The sequence below is a fragment of the Streptomyces sp. NBC_00885 genome (assembly GCF_045207475.1).
GTDB lineage: Bacteria > Actinomycetota > Actinomycetes > Streptomycetales > Streptomycetaceae > Streptomyces.
On sequence record NZ_CP108796.1, the window covers coordinates 7,781,091 to 7,800,295 of the forward strand.

17 protein-coding genes and 2 pseudogenes are annotated in these 19,205 nt (G+C 69.6%); 10 read left to right on the plus strand and 9 right to left on the minus strand.

What is annotated here, in order from left to right:
* Nucleotides 1–80 precede the first annotated feature (80 nt).
* Nucleotides 81–1,106 (plus strand): GerMN domain-containing protein, encoded by a 1,026-nt coding sequence (locus OHA61_RS35495; RefSeq protein ID WP_406306476.1) that lies wholly within the window; start codon nt 81–83, stop codon nt 1,104–1,106.
* Nucleotides 1,107–1,291: 185 nt separating this feature from the next.
* A pseudogene (locus tag OHA61_RS35500) lies at nt 1,292–1,755 on the plus strand (cyclic nucleotide-binding domain-containing protein).
* Nucleotides 1,756–1,769: 14 nt separating this feature from the next.
* Here the strand turns inward: OHA61_RS35500 and OHA61_RS35505 are convergent.
* Complete coding sequence (locus OHA61_RS35505) at nt 1,770–2,669, minus strand: universal stress protein (RefSeq protein WP_406306477.1); 900 nt, start codon at nt 2,667–2,669, stop codon at nt 1,770–1,772.
* A gap of 498 nt (nt 2,670–3,167) precedes the next feature.
* Here OHA61_RS35505 and OHA61_RS35510 point away from each other — a divergent pair, with 498 nt between their 5' ends.
* Together OHA61_RS35510 and OHA61_RS35515 are read left to right on the plus strand one after the other, a co-directional pair.
* Nucleotides 3,168–4,070, plus strand: coding sequence for a universal stress protein (locus OHA61_RS35510; protein ID WP_406306478.1), 903 nt, complete (start codon nt 3,168–3,170; stop codon nt 4,068–4,070).
* Between the two features lie 153 nt (nt 4,071–4,223).
* The gene (locus OHA61_RS35515; protein WP_406306479.1) at nt 4,224–5,099 is read left to right on the plus strand and encodes a universal stress protein; all 876 of its coding nucleotides are present in this window, start codon (nt 4,224–4,226) and stop codon (nt 5,097–5,099) included.
* 51 nt (nt 5,100–5,150) lie between these two features.
* Here OHA61_RS35515 and OHA61_RS35520 read toward each other — a convergent pair whose 3' ends face one another.
* Nucleotides 5,151–5,804 (minus strand): DUF4389 domain-containing protein, encoded by a 654-nt coding sequence (locus tag OHA61_RS35520; protein ID WP_406306480.1) that lies wholly within the window; start codon nt 5,802–5,804, stop codon nt 5,151–5,153.
* A 369-nt stretch (nt 5,805–6,173) separates the two neighbouring features.
* The gene (locus OHA61_RS35525) at nt 6,174–7,241 is read right to left on the minus strand and encodes a zinc-dependent alcohol dehydrogenase family protein (RefSeq protein ID WP_406306481.1); all 1,068 of its coding nucleotides are present in this window, start codon (nt 7,239–7,241) and stop codon (nt 6,174–6,176) included.
* A gap of 201 nt (nt 7,242–7,442) precedes the next feature.
* Here OHA61_RS35525 and OHA61_RS35530 point away from each other — a divergent pair, with 201 nt between their 5' ends.
* Entirely contained in the window at nt 7,443–7,910 is a 468-nt protein-coding gene (locus OHA61_RS35530) for a cyclic nucleotide-binding domain-containing protein (RefSeq protein WP_406306482.1), read from the plus strand.
* Nucleotides 7,911–8,012: 102 nt separating this feature from the next.
* On the opposite strand, the gene OHA61_RS35535 is transcribed toward OHA61_RS35530, so the two are convergent.
* The 3 genes and pseudogenes from OHA61_RS35535 to OHA61_RS35545 all read right to left on the minus strand — a co-directional run.
* Nucleotides 8,013–8,519, minus strand: a complete 507-nt coding sequence (locus tag OHA61_RS35535) for a flavodoxin domain-containing protein (RefSeq protein WP_406306483.1) — start codon at nt 8,517–8,519, stop codon at nt 8,013–8,015.
* 27 nt (nt 8,520–8,546) lie between these two features.
* A complete protein-coding gene (locus tag OHA61_RS35540) occupies nt 8,547–9,278 on the minus strand; it encodes a CBS domain-containing protein (protein WP_406306484.1) in 732 nt (243 codons plus the stop codon).
* Nucleotides 9,275–9,657 (minus strand): annotated as a pseudogene (locus OHA61_RS35545) (acetate--CoA ligase family protein); the annotation flags it as partial. The gene OHA61_RS35540 and the pseudogene OHA61_RS35545, both read right to left, overlap by 4 nt.
* Here OHA61_RS35545 and OHA61_RS35550 point away from each other — a divergent pair.
* Entirely contained in the window at nt 9,557–9,778 is a 222-nt protein-coding gene (locus OHA61_RS35550; protein ID WP_406307638.1) for a hypothetical protein, read from the plus strand. The pseudogene OHA61_RS35545 and the gene OHA61_RS35550 sit on opposite strands and share 101 nt — an antisense overlap.
* Before the next feature lie 255 nt (nt 9,779–10,033).
* On the opposite strand, the gene ppk2 is transcribed toward OHA61_RS35550, so the two are convergent.
* Nucleotides 10,034–10,855 carry a polyphosphate kinase 2 gene (ppk2, locus tag OHA61_RS35555; protein WP_406264257.1) on the minus strand — a complete coding sequence of 274 codons (822 nt, stop codon included), beginning with the start codon at nt 10,853–10,855 and terminating at the stop codon, nt 10,034–10,036.
* Between the two features lie 23 nt (nt 10,856–10,878).
* On the opposite strand from ppk2, the gene OHA61_RS35560 reads away from it, so the two are divergent.
* Complete coding sequence (locus OHA61_RS35560) at nt 10,879–13,263, plus strand: phosphoketolase (protein ID WP_406307588.1); 2,385 nt, start codon at nt 10,879–10,881, stop codon at nt 13,261–13,263.
* A 162-nt stretch (nt 13,264–13,425) separates the two neighbouring features.
* Here the strand turns inward: OHA61_RS35560 and OHA61_RS35565 are convergent, their stop codons facing one another.
* Nucleotides 13,426–13,662, minus strand: a complete 237-nt coding sequence (locus tag OHA61_RS35565) for a hypothetical protein (protein ID WP_406306485.1) — start codon at nt 13,660–13,662, stop codon at nt 13,426–13,428.
* A 252-nt stretch (nt 13,663–13,914) separates the two neighbouring features.
* Here OHA61_RS35565 and OHA61_RS35570 point away from each other — a divergent pair, with 252 nt between their 5' ends.
* From OHA61_RS35570 to OHA61_RS35580, 3 genes are all read left to right on the plus strand, one after another.
* On the plus strand, nt 13,915–15,192 hold the full coding sequence (locus OHA61_RS35570) for a DUF2254 family protein (protein WP_406306486.1): 1,278 nt from the start codon (nt 13,915–13,917) through the stop codon (nt 15,190–15,192).
* A gap of 84 nt (nt 15,193–15,276) precedes the next feature.
* On the plus strand, nt 15,277–17,331 hold the full coding sequence (locus tag OHA61_RS35575) for a SpoIIE family protein phosphatase (RefSeq protein ID WP_405595619.1): 2,055 nt from the start codon (nt 15,277–15,279) through the stop codon (nt 17,329–17,331).
* Nucleotides 17,332–17,473: 142 nt separating this feature from the next.
* Nucleotides 17,474–17,857: a VOC family protein gene (locus OHA61_RS35580; RefSeq protein WP_406306487.1), complete on the plus strand. Its 384-nt coding sequence runs from the start codon at nt 17,474–17,476 to the stop codon at nt 17,855–17,857.
* A 27-nt stretch (nt 17,858–17,884) separates the two neighbouring features.
* On the opposite strand, the gene OHA61_RS35585 is transcribed toward OHA61_RS35580, so the two are convergent.
* Entirely contained in the window at nt 17,885–19,189 is a 1,305-nt protein-coding gene (locus tag OHA61_RS35585; protein ID WP_406306488.1) for an LCP family protein, read from the minus strand.
* Between the last annotated feature and the right edge of the window lie 16 nt (nt 19,190–19,205).

Sequence of the window (19,205 nt, forward strand, 5' to 3'; positions counted from 1 at the left end):
CAGTCCATCCGGCCCGGGCCGTAAGGCACTTGGGCGCCGGTCGCCGACAGTGTTCGCTGGAGGCGCCTAAGGAGGCTGCTATGAGCACCGATTTCCCCAGGACTCCTGATATCCCCAGGAAACCTGCAGGACTCCGATCGTTACGTCCGGCGGCTGTGGCCGCCGTGCTGGCCCTTCCGCTCGCGACGTCCGCGTGCGGCAGCGACCGATCGGGGGAGCCCCCCGCCGACAACTCCCGTACCGGCACTGAGAATCCAGGGGGTGGAAGCGGTGGCGCAGGCGGCACCGGCTCTTCCGGAGACACCTCCCCGGGCGGCAACAGCCCCCAGGCGCCGACCACCCCCGGGACGGGACCCGCACCGGCTCCGCCGACCCCTCCCGGCGGCGGAGGGAGGCAGGTACCTGCGGCCGCGTACTTTCTGCACGGAGGGCGGGTATCTCCGGCTCCGCGTTCCGTGTCGGCACCCACCACCGCGGACGGGGCCCTTCGTGCCCTGCTCGCCGGGCCCAACCGCTACGAGCGGAGACACGGCCGCACCACGGCCGTCCCCGTTGGCACGACGCTGCACTCCGTCACACTGCACCACCACGTCGCGACGGTTGACCTCTCCGGGCGTTTCGACGACGGCGGCGGGACCCCGTCGATGCGGGCACGGCTCGCACAGGTCGTGTTCACCGCCACCCGCTTCCCGAGCATCGAGAAAGTCCAGTTCGAACTCGACGGCAAGGCGGTGACGTCTTTCGGCGGCGAGGGCACCGTCCTCAACCACCCGGTGGGGCGAGCCGACTTCGAAGACCTGGCACCCGAGATCCTGGTGGAATCACCACTGATCGGCGGCACTGCCCACAACCCGGTCCGGGTGTGGGGCACCGCGAACACCTTCGAGGCCACGTTCTGCCTGAAGCTCACCGACGCCGCCGGGCGCACCGCGGCCCACGTGTACGTCGTTGCTACTTCGGGCAGCGGCACGCGAGGGTCGTTCGACGTCACGTTCCCCTACACGGTGACACGCTCGGGCGCGGGCCTGCTGACCGCGTACTACAACTCTCTGGAGGACGGTCACCCGGTCGTCATCGACGCCGTGCCGCTGACCGTGCACCGCTGACACTCCCTATAGGCCGCTCGTGCCACCAGGAACGCCGTGGTGTCGGCAACTGCGGTGAGCTCCGGGTAGTCGTCCTCGTCGATGCCCTGCCCCGCCGCCGGGCAGGGCGCGCATCCTGAGGACGACGTGAAGCAACTGTCGTCCGGCAAGGCGCCCGCCGGCGGCGCGCACTTGGGAGGACCGCCATGACCACCACGACACTGCTCAATGTGCTTCCGAGGGACGAACGTGACCGCCTGGTGGCGCTTTCCCTTGAGGTGTCCTTCCCGGCAGGTGGACGGATCTTTGAAGAAGGCGGCCGGGCCGACCGATTCTGGATCATCCGTACGGGTGCGGTCAACCTCGACCTGCAGGCACACGGGCGGCGCGCGGCGGTCGTCGAGACGCTGAGGCACGGAGATCTGCTGGGCTGGATCTGGCTGGTGCCGCCCTACACCTGGCGTCCGGGTGCCGAGGCATTCAGTCCGGTCCGGGCCGATGAGTTCGACGCGGCGGCTGTGCGGACCCTCTGCAACGCGGAGCCCACTATCGGACTGGTGCTGACCGCCGTGTGTTCGAGGTGGTGGCCCATCGGCTGCAGGCCACGCGGATCCGCCTGCTCGATCTTTACGCGTCGCACGGCAGCGGAACCACGCTGACCACGGAGTGACGCGCGGACGTTCCTCACTCGTGCGGGACAACGGCGACCGGGCAGGCGGCGTGGTGGATCACGGCGTGAGTGACATGGCCAATGTGCGGCCCGAGGGCTGCCTCGGCCGTGCGACGGCCGACGACCACCAGATCCGCTTGTGACGCGGCATGGAGCAGATGCCGTGCCGCGGTGCCGGTCAGTACCTTCTCTTCGACTGCCACGTCGGGGAATCTGTCTCGCCACGGGCTCAGCGCGGCAGTCAGTGCACGCCTCTCGGCGGCCTCCAGTTCCCGATCCATTTCGGGCTGCGGCGATGCAGCGAATCCGTAGAGCGGCGGGAAGTTCCAGGTGTGGATGACGCGCAGAGGTGCCTGGCGGCGTTTTGCGCAGTCGAAGGCGAACTCGATGACCGCGTCGCTCGGCTGTCGTAGATCCAGCCCGAGCACCACGGCCGGGCGCGGCCGCCAGGTGGCCGAGGCGGCGTCGGCATCCGTCATGTTGCTGTCGTCGGGCAGCTCGCCGGGCCTCACCAGGATCACCGGCCGGGTCGTGTGGGCCAGGACGGCGAGGGAAACCGAACCTGTCAGAAAACCGGCGACGCGGCCGAGATTCCGCGATCCCAGGACGAGTATCTCGGAGTCCGCCGCGGCTTGCAGCAGCTCTTTGACCGCGCTGCCCGACACCTGCTGCGCCGAGACGAGCAGCCCCGGGTGGCGGCGCTCCATCGTGACTCCGGCCTCGCGCAGCGCACCCGCTGCCCAGTTCTGCTGAGCGACTGGCTCGGCGATGGCCGGTGGGGCATCGGGCAGCCACTCCCAGACGTGTACGAGGTGCAAGGGCAGGCCGCGAAGTACGGCCTCCCTGGCTGCCCATTCGGCGGCGGCGAGACTCTCCCGCGAACCGTCCAGGCCCACGGTGACGGGTCGAAGCATGGAACCCTCCAGCTGCCTCAGGACGTGGAAGCCTCGGGCTGTTCCCCCGAGGGAGGAACGTGGGTCTCCCTGACGTGGATCCGCCGGCCCGTGAGACGGGTCGGAGTGCGACATGCTCAACACATCCCATCGGTGATCCACGAGGCTGCGTCGCTCAGCGGCGCCTCTTCCCTCTTCCGGCTTCTGCGTTCAGCCTCTGCCCGGATGTGGCCGCGCGCATGGGCCGGTTGGTTCCCGAAGTGGGGCAGCTCGGCACTGTGCGCGGAGTCCGGCCGGATGTTGAGTGGATGCGGGAAGGCCGATCGAGGAAGAGGGCGAGAGACGTGGGAACGACCCTGACACCGCAGACCAGCAGGCCTCCCGTCCCACCCAGGCCGACCACGAGGGCAGTGCCTGCCGCGCTGAGCACCGCCGTCGGCGTATTTGTCATGTATGTGCAGCGTCGCCGGGCGGAGAAGCGCCTGCGGATTCGGGAAACACCCGGAGGAGGTGTCGGCCGTGGTTCGCCCCGTGGTCGCCGGTCTTGACGGCTCGCGCGAGAGTGTCGCCGCAGCGCACTGGGCGGCCAGGGAAGCGCTGCGCCGTGGCCTGCCGCTGCGCCTGTTGCATGCCTGGGAGGGGCTGGGCAACGACGACGCGACCCTGCCGGAACTCCGGACACCGCTGGAGTGGGCGAAGCGGCTGCTGCACAGCGCGATGGACGAACTCGACGAGAGCTACCCGCAGTTGCACATCACCGCTGATCGGATAGCACAGCCGGCCGTCGCCGCACTGCTGTCGGCGGGGGCGGAGGCGGAGCTGCTGGTACTGGGCAGCCAGGGGTTCGGCCGTGTCAGTGGCTTCCTGGCCGGTTCGGTGGCGCTGGCCACCGTGGCCCGTGCGGAATGTCCGGTGGTCCTCGTCCGGTCGGGTGAGAGCGCCGAGGACGAGCATCTGCCGGACGGTGCCGCGAGAGCGTCCACGCGCACGCCCTGCCGCGAAGTGGTTCTGGCGGTGGACGCCGGGCAGTCGTGCGACGCTGTGATCAGGTTCGCGTTCGAGAGCGCCGCGCGCCGCACAGCGCCGCTGCGTGCGGTTCACTACTGGTACTTCCCCCATGCCTACGGGTACGCCCCCGGTCCTATGGACGGCAGGGCCCGGTCCCAGTCGCAGGCGGACGCCGAGCAGGCGCTGGCCACGGCGCTGAAGCCGTGGCGGGAGCGGTTCCCCGCGGTGGAGGTGAGCGAGTCGGTGGAGAACGGCCGGCCTGCGCAGCAGCTCGTACACGCTGCGGAAGGAGCAGGACTGCTGGTCGTGGGCCGCAGGACACGCCAGGGCTCGATCGGGGCGCACACGGGCCCGGTCGCCCAGGCTGTGATGCACCAGGCCCGATGCCCTGTCGCCGTGGTGCCGCACGACTGAGGGACGAGGGGCTCGCGCGAAGGACGGCGAGGGGCGGCGTAGGGCCGAACGTCCCGGACGGGGGCCGAAACGCCCCTCCTCACTGCCCCGCGCACGGTGGGACGGTGACAACAGCAACGCCTCCGATCAGCCGGATGAAAGGTGGTGGAGACGATGGAGCTGCCCCTTGTCGTAGGTGTGGACGGTTCGGAGTCCAGCCTCGGGGCTGTGGACTGGGCGGTGGAAGAGGCTGCTCGCCATGGGGTTCCCCTGCGGCTGGTTTACGCGTCGCTTTGGGAGCGCTACGAAGGGGAGAGGCCGTCGCACAGCGTTGACCGCCCCGCCGAGCGGGTGCTCGCGGACAACATCGTCGGTACCGCCGCGGAGCGCGCCCATCGCCGCGACCCGGGTGTGAAGGTGTCCACCGAGGTGGTGCCCGACGAGGCGGTGACCGCGTTGCTGACGAAGGGGCACAACGCCTTCGCGGTCGTCACCGGATCACGTGGTCGCGGGGGCCTCGCAGGTCTGTTGCTCGGCTCGGTGAGTCTGGCGGTCGCCTCGCGTGCCGATTGCCCGGTGATCGTCGTACGCGGCGACGACGCTGCCCTGTCGGGCAGCCATCGGCGGATCCTGCTGGGCGTCGACGAGGCCGCCCGCGGTACCAGCGCGCTGGACTTCGCCTTCCGCGAGGCGCAAGCACGGCGCTGCACCCTCGACGCCGTACGCGCATGGCGCTGCCCCGCACACGAGACGACCGATCACCCGCTGCTCACCGGCGACGCGGCCAAGTTCCACGAGATGCGGGCTGCCACCGCACTCGACGAGGCGCTGGGCAAAGCTGTGGAGGATCACCCGGATGTCCTCGTGCGCCGGACCACGCTGGAGGGCCCGGCCCGCAAGGTGCTGCTGGAACGGTCGGCCGCCGCGGACCTTCTGATCGTCGGAGCCCAGCGCAGGCAGGGGCACTTCGGCCTCCAGCTCGGCCGACTGGCCCACGCCGCACTCCATCACGCCGCATGCCCCGTGGCCGTCGTACCGCAGCGCGTGTGAGCGCGTGATCGCAGCGCTGCGGGCAGTGGCAACGGTGGTGCCCGCGCACGCTCAGCGCAGGGGCGCCGGGTCGGTACCGCCCATGTCCAGCCTGAAGGGCGGGTACGCGTCGGTCATCAGGACCGCGTACGCTGCGACCCGCAGAACCCACCGGTTGAGACCCATGACGAGGTCGAAGATGTCCCTCGGGTACTTCTCGGTGAAGGCGAGAATGACACCGGCGATGACGGCCAGCACGGCGATGAGCCCCCCGTCCCACCAGCCGGCGTGGAAGCCGCCCGCGAAGAAGCCGATCACGATGTACTGCGGAATGGCGAGCAGCCACCATTTCACCAGGACGAGGCCACGAGACAGCCGCTCCGGATAGGCGATGTCCAGTCGGGCCGGATAGCCGGGCTCCTCGCCGAGGCTGAAGGGCGGGTAGCGGTCGGTGGCCAGCGCTCCGTAACCGTAGTACGAGACCCGCCACGTCCAGCGCAGCACTCCGAGGGTGAAGTCGAACAGCGGCCGGGGATAGCGCTCCGTGATCAGAATGGCGAAGAAAGCGACCACGCTGACCAGGAAGACGGCTACCCAGAGGAAGAACAACACGATGTAGTGCGGGATCAGCATCAGCCACTTCACCAGCCAGAGCCAGCGTGACAGCGGTGCCTCGAGCACCGCATCCACTCTCACCGGGTCGTACGCCGCCGGAGTCGTCGTCATGGCTGTCAGCTCCTTCCTCCACGTGCCCTCGTAGGTCAAGGGCTGATTCCAGCTTGCGCGCGCCGGGCGCCCCAGTCATGCCGAGGCACTGGTGGCGGGCAGCCGTGCAGGTGGGGCCCGTCGGCCCCCGGAAATAGCCGTCGACCGGAGCGCGCCGTTCGACAACGGAGTCGTCAGCCTCAGCGGCAGCCTGACCGACACTCGGCTGTTTCCGCTCGCGACTCGGCTGATCAGGGCCGTGGCGGGCGTCGTCGATGTCCAGTGGTTCCCCGGCGGTGAGAGCGGGGGGACAGCGGACAAGCCACCCCGGGAGGGCGGCTGATCCGCTTGTCCATGGCCTTCGGGTCCATGGCGCCTTCGCGTCGCGGGTCAGCCGACGGGCTCCACGTCCTTGTGTTCCGGGCCACCGAGGACGACCTTCAGCGCGCCCGTGTCGGCCGCGTTGGAGAAGACGTCGTACGCCTCCTCGATCTGTGCGAGCTCGAAGCGGTGGGTCACGAGAGCGGACGCCGGCAGCCGGCCGGCCGCCAGCATGCCCAGCAGCACCGGTGTGGAGTACGTGTCCACGAGACCCGTCCTGATGGTCACGTTCTTGATCCAGAGCTCTTCCAGGTGAAGCGTCGCGGGCTTCCCGTGCACGCCCACATTCGCCACGCGGCCTCCTGGCCGCACCACGCGGGTGCAGAGTTCGAAGGTCTCGGGGACACCGACGGCCTCGACGGCCACATCCGCCCCCAGCCCCTCGGTCAGGTCCGAGACCAGCGACTCCGGCCCTTCCGCCGCGTTGACGACGGCATCCGCACCGAGTTCACGGGCGGCGTCCAGCCGGGACGTGGCCAGATCCACGGCGATGATCCTGCCGGGGGAGAACAGCCGCGCCGTCGCGATGGTCGCGAGTCCGATCGGCCCCGCCCCAACGACCACGACGGTGTCGCCCGGCAGCACACCTCCGTTGAGTACCCCCACCTCGTACGCGGTGGGGAAGATGTCGGACAGCAGTACGGCGTCGCTGCTGTGCACCGCCGCCGGGAGCGGGTGGACGGAGAAGTCGGCGAAGGGGACACGTACGTACTCGGCCTGGGTGCCGTCGATCAGGTGGCCCAGCACCCATCCGCCGTTGCCGCGGCACTGCCCGTACATCTGCTCGCGGCAGTAGCGGCAGCGGCCGCAGGGGGAGATGCAGGAGACGAGCACCCGGTCCCCGGGGCGGACCGTGCGGACGTCACTGCCCGCCTCGACGACCTCGCCGACGGCCTCGTGTCCGAGGACCGTGCCGGGGGTCACCTCGGGTACATCGCCCTTGAGGATGTGCAGATCCGTACCGCAGATCGTCGTGGTGTCGACCCGGACGACGATGTCCGTCGGCTCCTGGATGCCCGGATCCGCCACCTTGTCCCATGAGGCCTGGCCCGGGCCATGGAAAACGAGCGCTTTCATGGTGTTCCTCTCCTCCAGTGGTGCGCCTGATCCCGCCCCGACCAGCGTCTTCCGCGTGGTGCGCGGCGCACAGGGGCCGTCCGGCCCCAGCGCGGGGCATCCGGGCCCTGCCGGGTTGCCTCGCCGCCCGCGCAAGCTGGGTGCAAGGTTGAAGACGACCACCCCAGGCCTCTGACGCGGCCCCGAGGGACGGAGACGGCAATGACCACGATGTCCACGCTGCTGAACGTCCTGCCACCGGAAGGCCGGGGCCGGCTGATGGAACTTGCCGAGGAGAAGGAGTTCCCGGCCGGTGCGCGCATCTTCGAGGAAGGCGGCCGCGCCGACCACTTCTGGATCATCCGCACCGGGACCGTCGATCTCGACCTGCATGTGCCGGGTCGGCGCGCTGCCGTCGTCGAGCACCTCGGCCCGGGAGATCTGCTGGGCTGGTCCTGGCTCTTCCCGCCGCGCAACTGGCATCTGGGCGCCCGGGCGGCCACACCGGTCCGGGCCATGGAATTCGACGCCGTGAGCGTACGAACCCTGTGCGACGAGGATCCGGAGTTCGACCGGATCCTCACGCACCGCGTCGCCGAGGTGATCGCGCACCGGCTGCAGTCTGCCCGCGGTCGGCTGCTCGACCTGTACGGGCCCTCGGGCGGCGGGGATGAGCGGCAGGGCGACTGAGAGCCGGCGAGGAGGCGTCGTCAGGACCCGGCCGGCGCGCCCGTCGACCCGTCGGCCGCCCGTCACGGAGCACGTCGCTCACGATGCGCGGGCCGGTTTTCTTCAGAGGGCCCCTTCGGCGTTGAGCTCCTTAGCGATGTCGCGGGCCCAGGACCTGATCTGCTCCTCGTTGCAGAAGTCCCCGCCGCGGCCCTGCCGGAGCAGCATTCTCGCGATCCTTCCCGTCGCGCCTTCGTCGAGCCGCCCGCCGAAGGTGACGTGTCCGCGGGCGTCGAGCCGCTCGGCGACGCGAACGGCACCGCGCACCGCGGGGATGTCGCGTTCGTGCGCGGACGCGTCCAGCGGGCCGCTGCTGAACAGCCACACCGGGCGTCCGGTGAGCGCGCGTCGATGGCGCCGGGCGAAGCCGCGCGCCGGCCTGAGCCAGCGGCCCGCGTACAGGGCGCTGCCGAGCACCACGGCGTCGTAATCGCCGACGTCGAGCACTTCGCCGACGGGACGGGCCACGGCAGGAACGCCCTGCTCGTCGAGGGTTTCGGCGATCGTGCGGGCGATCTCGGCGGTGGACTGGTTCTTCGTGGCGTATGCGACCAGGACGTTCGCTGTCATGGCTGATTCTCCTCTCGGATCCCAGGCTCAGAGCGTGCGCAGCCACTCTTCGCCGAGACCGTGCAGTGCCTGCTCTGTCGGCTGCAGATGGGAGTCGTCCAGCCGGTACTTGAGCTTGTCGACGACCGCGACCACTCCGTCGACCTGGCGCGTCATCTGGAGCGCTATTGGCTTCTCACTCAGCCGCTCGACCTGACCTTCGAGCGTGACCACCCCGTCGTCGACACTGACCGTGACGGTCTGCGGCGCGAGCCACATGGCATCCACGATCACTGATTTTATGATCTCCCGGCGTATGTCCTCGTCCGGGCGTAGGAAGACCTTCAGTACGTTGCGCCGGGTGACGATGCCGACCAGACGGTCCTCTTCGTCGACGACGGGGAGCCGTTCGACGCGGTGCTTCGCCATCGTCCGGGCTGCGGTCGCGATGGACTGGTCGGCGCGGATCGTCACGGCCGGAGAGGACATCAGTCTCCCCGCGGTCCTGGCCCGTGCCTTGACCAAGGCGCTTCGGGCCGAGCGGCTGAACCGGGACAACAGGCGCTGGCGACCGGGTGCGCCGAGCTCGGGCTCGGCAGCCTGCCGAAGCATCAGATCGGTCTCGGAGACGACCCCGATGACCTTCTTGTCCTCGTCCACCACGGGCAGTCCGCTGATGCGGTGTGCACCCAGCAGTCGTGCGACGTCCTTGAAGGAGGTGTCGTACTCGGCCCGGATCACATCGGTCACCATGATGCTGTTGACCTTGGTGTGTTTCATAGCAGTCCTTCCTGCTCGGCGCGCAGTCGGCGCAGATATGGGTCCGGAGTGCGGCGCGGAACGAGCCGGATCCGGTCGTCCGGGGGCGTGATGCGGTCAGGCGTGCCACGACAGGGTTGAGGTCGGCTTCCGCCGGCTGGGGCAGATCCGAGGCCATGCGCGACAGCCGCCGCAGCGGCTGTTCGAGCACTTCGAAAACGACCGGGCCGCCGCCCCGGAAGCCGAAGAGCAGCGGGGCACAGCGCGGCGCTGTGATCAGGTCGTGTACGTCCTGGTCGGTGAGCGGGGCGAGCCTGGCCGCATCGTCGGCAAGCAGCTCGGTGGCCGTACCGCCGAGTCCGAACAAGCCGCCCGCGAAGCGGGTATGGCCGCGCACCGCCGACGCGCTGGCCGCGAACCACGAGGCCCTCAAGGCAGGCGTCGGCGGCCAGACGCCCGCACCTCCGGCATTGGTCACGATGGCGACCGATGCTCCGGCCGGCAATGGCTGGGGTCCGTGAGCAGTGCGTGCACCTGCCGCTGGGTGTCTGTCATCGCAGTGTCTTCCCTCGGGGCTGCTTCAGCTCCAGCCTCCTGCCGCGGGACTCCCGGGCCCCATGGGCTGGCCGGGCACCCGAGGGGGGCCAAAGGTCCCCGACAGGGGCCGAACCGCCCCTCCACCGGGGCCCGCCCCCGGTGCGACCGTACGGACAGAGACGTCACTCGGATGCCGAGCGGAAGGCTATGGAGATCATGGACCCACCCCTGACCGGGCTTCAGCCCATGAGCCCCGCCGCATGATCGGGCACATAGGTCTGCAGATCCCGCGGCGGCCGCTCATAACCCGAGGAAGGTGGCCGCGGCGGGAGCGTCAGCGCCGGTGGCGGCACATCGCGGTAGGGCACGGTGGACAGCAGGTGGGCGATCATGTTGAGACGTGCCCGGCGCTTGTCGTCGCTCTCGACGACGAACCACGGCGCCTCCGCGATGTCGGTATGGACGAGCATCTCGTCCTTCGCCCGGGAGTACGCCTCCCAACGGGTGATCGACTCCAGGTCCATGGCCGAGAGCTTCCAGCGCCGAGTGGGATCCTCGAGCCGCCGGCGGAACCGCTGCTCCTGTACGGCGTCGCTCACCGAGAACCAGTATTTGCGCAGCAGGATCCCGTCCTCCACCAGCATCCGTTCGAAGATCGGGCACTGGTGGAGGAAGCGCTGGTGCTCTTGCTTGGTGCAGAAGCCCATGACGTGCTCGACACCGGCCCGGTTGTACCAACTCCGGTCGAAGAGGACTATTTCCCCGGCGGCGGGAAGGTGTTCGGCGTAGCGCTGGAAGTACCACTGGGTGCGCTCGCGCTCGGTGGGTTTGGGGAGCGCGACGATGCGCGCCACGCGCGGATTGAGAAGTTCCGCGACCCGCTTGATGGTGCCGCCCTTGCCGGCCGCGTCGCGCCCTTCGAAGACGACAACGACGCGGGCGCCCTCGGAGCGCACCCACTCCTGAAGTTTCACCAGTTCCGTCTGCAACCGGTTCAGCTCGCGTTCGTACAGCTCACGCGGCACTTTCGTGGGCTGCTCCGACCCCTTCTTGACTGCCATGCAACGACCTTATGGAGGAAATGATGACGCGCAAGGTCAAGGTTAAGGACCGCACGGAGCTGGGCGCCGAGGAGCTGGAGGCGCTCGACGCGCACTGGCGGGCCGCCAACTACCTCGCGGTCGGACAGATCTATCTGATGGGCAACCCCCTGCTGACCGAGGAGCTTCGACCCGCGCACATCAAGCCGCGGCTGCTGGGCCATTGGGGTACCTCTCCCGGTCTCAATCTCGTCCACACGCATCTCAACCGGGTCATCAAGGCGCGTGATCTGTCCGCCCTGTGCATCTGGGGTCCGGGCCACGGGGGACCCGCAGTCCTCGCGAATGCCTGGCTGGAAGGCAGCTACAGCGCCGTCTATCCGGACGTCAGCCGGGACGCGGCAGGTATGGAACGGCTCTTCCGGCAGTTCTCGTTCCCCGGCGGTGTGCCCAGCCACGTCGCACCCGAGACGCCCGGCTCCATCCACGAGGGAGGAGAGCTCGGCTACTCCCTCGCGCACGCCTACGGCGCGGCGCTCGACAATCCGGAGCTCCTGGTCGCCTGTGTGATCGGCGACGGCGAGGCCGAGACCGGACCGCTCGCCGCCTCCTGGCACTCCAACAAGTTCCTCGACCCGGCGGGCGACGGCGCGGTGCTGCCGATCCTCCACCTCAACGGCTACAAGATCGCCAACCCGACGGTCCTGTCCCGGCTGCCCGAGGCGGAACTCGACGATCTGCTGCGTGGATACGGCCATGAGCCGCTCCATGTCACCGGCGACGAACCGGAGCAGGTGCACCGGGCGATGGCCGCGGCGATGGACGAGGCGCTGGATCGCATCGAAGAGATCCAGCAGGAAGCCCGCAGCGGGGGAGAGCGGCAACGGCCGCGCTGGCCGATGATCGTGCTCCGTACGCCGAAGGGCTGGACCGGACCCCACGAGGTCGACGGCGTCCCCGTCGAAGGAACCTGGCGCTCCCACCAAGTCCCGCTCGCCGGCGTACGGGACAACCCTCAGCACCTCGCCCAGCTGGAGGCATGGCTGCGCTCGTACCGTCCCGAAGAGCTCTTCGACGCCTCGGGCAGGCCGAGCACGCAGGTGCTGGCCTGCGTCCCCGGGGGCGAGCGGCGCCTCGGCTCCACGCCGCACGCCAATGGCGGACTTCTCGTGCGGGACCTGCCCGTGCCCCCGCTGGAACACTTCGCCGTCCCCGTCGACAAGCCCGGCGCGACCCTGCACGAACCCACCCGCGTACTGGGCGGCCTTCTCGCACAGATCATGGCCGACACGGCTGAACGCCGGGACTTCCGTGTCGTCGGACCGGACGAGACCGCATCCAACCGCCTCGACGCCCTCTTCGACGTCACCGGCAAGGCGTGGCAGGCACAGACCAGGGCCACCGACGAACACCTCACCCACGACGGCCGGGTCATGGAGGTGCTCTCCGAGCATCTGTGCCAGGGCTGGCTGGAGGGCTATCTGCTCACCGGCCGGCACGGACTGTTCTCCTGCTACGAGGCGTTCGTCCATATCGTCGACTCGATGGTCAACCAGCACATCAAGTGGCTCAAGACCGCCCGGTCGCTGCCGTGGCGTGCGCCTGTCGCCTCCCTCAACTACCTGCTCACCTCGCACGTCTGGCGGCAGGACCACAACGGCTTCTCGCACCAGGATCCCGGTTTCGTCGACCATGTCCTCAACAAGAGCCCCGAGGTCGTACGGGTCTATCTGCCGCCGGACGCCAACACCCTGCTGTCCGTCGCCGACCATGTCCTGCACAGCCGCGACTACGTCAACGTGATCGTCGCGGGCAAACAGCCCTGCTTCGACTGGCTGTCGATGGACCAGGCCCGCGCCCACTGCGCACGCGGAGCCGGGATCTGGGACTGGGCGGGTACGAATCACGAACGTGAACCGGACGTCGTCCTCGGCTGCGCAGGCGACGTGCCCACCCAGGAGGTGCTGGCCGCCGCGCAGCTGCTGCGCCGGCACTTGCCCGACCTCGCGGTGCGCGTCGTCAACGTCGTAGACATGACGAGGCTGATGCCTCAGGAGGAACACCCGCACGGGATGGCGGACTTCGAGTACGACGCGCTGTTCACCCGGGACAAGCCAGTGATCTTCGCGTATCACGGCTACCCCTGGCTGATCCACCGCCTGGCCTACCGCCGGGCGGGTCACCCCAACCTCCACGTCCGCGGCTACAAGGAGATGGGCACGACGACGACGCCCTTCGACATGGTCGTACGCAACGACCTCGACCGGTACCGGCTCGTCATGGATGTCATCGACCGGGTCCCCGGGCTCGGTGTACGGGCCGTGGCTGTACGCCAGGAGATGGCGGACACGCGCACCCGCCACCACGCCTGGATCCGCGAGCACGGCACCGACCTCCCGGAGGTCGCCGACTGGACCTGGACCGGCTGATCGCGACGGCGACATGGCGCAACTCGGGCCCTGCGGGCGCCGGTTCGGCCGAGGCCCACTCGGGGCCGGGAATCGGACGGGTGGCGGCCCGCGCCCCGGCGGGTGCGGCCAGGGCGCCCCCGCCCATGATGATCAGCGCGATCACGCCGCGCGCAGGTCACGTCACGACTGGGGCGGCTCGTCGTACCAGCGCGGCTCATAGGTATGGGACCTGACGCGGCGCGCGATGCGGCGCTCTCTGCTGAAGGCCGTGACGGTGCCGAAGGCGAGCGCAGCAGCGCCCGCGATCATGAAAACAGAGCCGAGGACATCGACGTCGACCCAGCTGAGGTGCCAGCCGACGATGTACCTGAATATTGCTCCGAGGGCGATGAGGGCGAGTCCGCCGGCTGCGGTCATGAGCGGCCTCCTGGGGATGCGCGCCTGTCCGGTGCTCCCGGTGCCTCGTCCGGGACTCTCACGCCTCAGCCTGCGGGCTCGCACGGTGAATGTCCTGGCGGGGGCGTTGGTGATTGGGCCGATCGAGTGTCCGGCGCGCGGCGTGGACGGTCCTTTCGTACCGTGAACTCAGCCTTCCGATACGTGACCGGGCGGTGTGATGATCCCTCACCCGGGCTTTCGATGCGTCGTCCGAGACCGGTAGGAGGCCGGATGGCCGAGCGAGCGGACCATGGTGGCGAACCCCGCGGTGCCCGGACGCGGCCAAGGGGGCGGAGCCGGCCCGCCGGGCTCTTCCACCGGCCCCGGCGTGCCATGCGCGCGGAGCTGAGCCAGCTGCTCTGCGCCGTCGTCGGCTTTGGCCTCGGTCTGGCGGTCCCGGAGGTGACGGCGGGGCCGGAGGTCGACGCCGGCCGTGTGGTGAACCTGCTTTTCACCGTCGGGTTCGGCGTCATCAGCCTGGTGAGCATCATCTACTCGGTGCTGTTCCTTGTCGTGCAGTTCAACGCCACCACCTTCAGCCCCCGGCTCGGCCTGTTCCGGGACGATCCCATCGTGTGGCGGACCTTCGCCTTCGCCATCGGGGTCTTCGTCTTCTCGATGACCGCGGGGCTGGCGATCGGGACGGAGCAGAGGGTGTCGGCGTTTCTGCCGTGGGTGGCTGTGCTGCTCGCGCTGGTGGCACTGCTCCTGATGCGCAACCTTCAGACCAGGGCGTTCCAGTCGCTCCAGCTGGCACCCACGCTGGCGGCCATCACGTCACGGGCGCACCACGTATTCGATGTGCTGTACACGAAGCCGTACGGGGACGCCGCGCCCGCTGCCGGTGCACCGCCCGGCCCGGGAAAGGCCGTCATCGTGCGGTGGACCGGGCGAGCGGCGGTCCTGCAGCAGATCGATGTGCCCGCACTGGTCACCGTGGCGGGGCAGTACGGCTGCGTGATCACCCTGCGTCAGTCGGTGGGCGCCATGATGGCGCGCGGGATGGCGCTCGCCGAGGTGCGGGGCGGGGAGCTGCCCGAGGAGGTGCTGCGCGGGGCGCTGCTGACCAGCGAGGAGCGCAGCTTCGCCCAGGACCCCGAATTCCCCTTCCGGCTGCTGGCCGACATCGCGCTCAAGGCGCTCTCGCCCGCGGTCAACGATCCCGCCACCGCCGTACAGGCGCTGGACCATATCGAGGACCTGCTGATCCGCCTCGCGGACCGCGACCTGGACATCGGCCGGGTCGCCGACGCCGGCGGAACCGTCCGGCTGATCGTCCCGGTGCCTGCATGGGAGGGGTATGTGACCAGCTCGGTCGACGACGTCACTGTTGCCGCCGTCAATGCACCCATGGTGCTGCTCAGGATCCGCACGATGCTGCGGCGGCTGCTGGAGGCGTGCCCGGCCGAGCGGCGCCCCCTGGTGAGCGACCGGCTGCGCTGGGTGGAGGACGCCGGGGCGGAGGATTACCCGCTGCACTGGGAGCCGCACGCCGAGAAAACGCCATAGTGCGGGGCAAATTTCGCAAAGCTATGCTGGCCACGATCCTGGCCGCCAGACCGGAACTTCCGGTCCCTCCTCCGGAGCGAGCGCATGGCAGGACGGCACTGGCCCGCGATTGGTCCGGGCGAGAGGCTGGCCCTGAACCGCATGGGCAGCTTCGACTGGGATCTGCGGAACGGGACCCTCGATCTCGACGAGGCGGCGCAGGCCGTGTTCGACCTGGGCCCGGGGGAGTACGACGGCAGGCCCGAGTCCCTGGAGTCCCGCGTGCCTCCCGAGGAGCAACTGCGCCTCGATGCGGCCTTCGAGCAGGCCATCGAGCGCGGACGGTCCTCGTACGGCGCGTACTTCCAGGTCAGACGCCGCAACGGGATCCGTCAGTGGTCCCATGCGCGGGGGCGCATCCTGCGCGATGCCCACGGCGAGGCCTACCGGGTCGTCGGAATCGTGCGCAACGCGACCACCGAGCTCACCGAATTCACGGTGATCAGCCCGTTGGAGGCGGACCGGCAGCGGATGACCGCCATGGTCCAGGGCACCACGGAAGTGCTGTCGAGAGCGGTGACCGTGGACGATGTCACCGCCGCCCTGACGGGCAGCGGCGGCCTGGAGCGCTTCGGCGCGGACGGGCTGGCCCTGGCACTGGTCGAGGGCTCCACGCTCAAGATCATCGCCATGTCCGGGATGGGGACGGAAGTACTGGCCGATCTCACCCTCAATCGTCTGGACGGATCGCTGCCGCTCGCCGAGGCCGTCCTCACCCAGCAGCCACGGTTCGTGACCTCGCTGGTCGAGCTCGTCGACACGTTTCCGAGGCTGGAGCCCCACATCCGCGGGCGGCACGGAGTCGACGCGGCCGCCTTCCTCCCGCTGGTCGCCCAGGCCCGTCCCATCGGCGGGCTGGCACTCTTCTACCGGGGCCGGAACAGGTTCTCCTCCGAGGACCGCACCCTGTGCCTGGGGCTTGCGGGAATCGTCGCCCAGTCGCTGCAACGAGCCGTTCTCTTCGACAAGGAGAGGGAGTTCGCGACCGGTCTGCAGGCTTCCATGCTGCCGCGCCACATACCTCAGTTCTCTGGCGCCGAGATCGCCGTGCGCTACCACGCGGCGTGGAGCGGCCGGGAGGTGGGCGGTGACTGGTACGACGTCATCGCGCTGCCACGGGGGCGGGTCGGGATCGTCGTCGGCGACGTCCAGGGGCATGACACCCACGCGGCCGCCATCATGGGCCAACTGCGCATCGCGCTGCGGGCGTTCGCGGGGGAGGGCCACGACCCCTCGACCGTGCTGGCACGGTCGTCGCGCTTCCTCGCCGAACTCGACACCGAACGCTTCGCCACCTGTACGTACGCCCAGGTCGACCTGGTCTCGGGAGGCGTACGGGCCGTCCGCGCGGGCCACTTGGGGCCGATGATCCGGCACACCGACGGACGGGTCGGCCGGCCGAACCTACGCGGCGGACTTCCGCTCGGCCTGGCCACGGCCTTCAGGGAGGAGGAGTACCCCGAGTCCCGGCTGGACCTGGTACCCGGCGAGACCCTCGTCCTGTGCACCGACGGCCTGGTGGAGGAACCCGGCCTGGACATCGCGGCCGGAATGGACGCGCTCGCCGACGCCGTACGTACGGGTCCCCAGGAGGCGGGGGCCCTCGCCGACCATCTGTCGGACCGGCTGTGGCAGCGCTGGGGAAGCGGCGACGATGTCGCTCTGCTCGTACTGCGCCGGGCACCCGACCCCGGCACCCACCGGGCGCCGCGCATCCACCTGTACATCCACCAGGCCGACCCCGAGGGTCTTGCCGAGGCACGCACCGCGCTGCGTCATGCCCTGGAGGACTGGGGGCTGCCCGGCCTCGCGGACGATGTGGAACTGGCCGCCGGGGAACTGCTGGTGAACGTACTCCTCCACACGGAGGGCGGCGCCGTCCTCACGCTCGAAGTCCTGCCCGAACCGGTACGGCGCGTGCGGCTGTGGGTCAAGGACCGCTCCAGCGTCTGGCCGCGCCGCAGGACGCCGGGTGAAGCGGCGACCTCGGGACGGGGACTGATGATGATCGACGCGGTTGCCTCACGCTGGGGCGTGGAGCCCAGGGGCGAAGGCAAGGCGGTCTGGTGCGAGTTCGAACCGGTCGGTCAGGACAGCTGACCGACGCCTCGGCCATCGCCTCGGCCATCGGGGGGAATCGCTCCCGTCATCCCGCGCCCCGGGCCGGTTCGCGGCCCTGGCCTGCGGTCCCGTGTGAATACTCGTACCCGCTCGTCCGCACGGCAGACGGAAGGAAGCGACCATGCTCACGAACAGCAAGGCGTTCAGCGGTTTCGCGGTCAACGATCTTCAGAAGGCTAGGGAGTTCTACGGCCAGACGCTCGGCCTTCGGGTCACCGAGGAGACCGGCCCCCCTGGCGGCATGCTGACGCTGCATCTCGGAAGCGGCGCGGAGATCTTCGTCTACCCCAAGCCGAACCACGTCGCGGCGAACTTCACCGTGCTCAACTTCCCTGTCCCCGACATCGACGAAGCCGTCGACGAACTGGCCCGGCGCGGTGTGACCTTCGAGCGGTACGCCGGCTTCGACCAGGACGGGAAGGGCATCATGCGCGCGGAGGGCCCGCCGATCGCCTGGTTCACGGACCCGTCGGGGAACACTCTGTCCGTGCTCCAGATGGACTGAGACGTCCGCCGCGGCGCACCGGGCACCTCACTCGGTGGCTGCGCACCGGAGCCGGTCTCCGGTGACCGGCGCACCCTCGACGCTGCTCCGGTCGTGGACCACCTTGACGACCGAGGCGGCCTCCGATCCGACGGCGACGTCGAAGACCGGGCCGTGCCCGGCGACCGGGCGCAGCTCGGCGCCGGGGATCGCGGCCTTGAGGGTCACCGCGTACCGCTCCCAGTACGGGTCGTAGGTGATGACGGTCGGACCCTCGGGGCGCGGCTCCCCAGCCTGCCCAGAGCCGTCCTCGATCACGAAGCCGTTGTCCCGCAGCGCACCGGCGACCTCAGGGTCCGTCACCCGCACATGAATCCAGGCCGACGGAATCTCCACCGGAACGTCCTTGCTCGGGCGGATCCCCGCGTCGTCGATGATCGTCCGGTCTTCGCGCAGCGCTTCCCACAGAGCCGCGGAGCGCTCCGTGTCCCACAGCAGTGAGGAGCCCCACTCCGGCACGCGGTAGTCGAATTCCGAGATCGGGACGGTCACGAACTCCGTCTGATCCGCATTGAGCCCGCCCAGCAGTGAGCCCAGACGCGCGAGATCCGCGAGGCTCGTGTCCTCGTCGGCGCGTACGAACCGGTGCAGCGCCAGCGCCGTCTCTGCCGTAGCGGCCGGGTTGGCGAACGCCCCTTCCTCCCTCAGCCGGGAGAGCATGTCGATGAGCAGGCGCTGCTGGCGCCGGACCCGGCCGAGATCGCCGGGCGGGGAGAGATGGCGGGCGCGGACGTAGCGAAGGGCGCGGCGCCCGTCCAGCACGCGTGTTCCCGCCGGCAGGTTCAGCCCCGAGCCGAGGTCGACCAGCGGCTTGTCCGTACACACCTTCGCGCCGCCGAAACCGTCGACCGCGTTCACGAAGCCGGTGAAGTCCGTCTCGAGATAATGGTCAATCTTCAGGCCGGTTGCCTTCTCCACGGTCCGAACCGCGAGATCTCCGCCGCCGTGCGCGAAGGCGCCGTTGATTTTTCCGGAGTGCCGCGGATGCGCGTGATCGGCGAACTCCACATAGGAGTCACGGGGAATGGAGACCGCCGTCATCCGGCGACCGTCCTCGGCGATGTGCACCAGCATCAGCACGTCCGTGCAGTCGCATCCCTTGCCGCCGACGTGCAGGCGTTTGATCTCCTCGGCGGACATCCCGGTGCGCCGGTCGATTCCGGCGAGAAGGACATTGGTGCCCTTGGAATGGTCCGCGCCGGGGGACGGGGATGCCAGTTGATCGGCCGTCCACAGGGAGCCGCCCGAGGCCAGCGTGGCGACCAGAACAGCGGAGAGGGTGAAGCTGCGCACAGAGATCTCCTCCGAC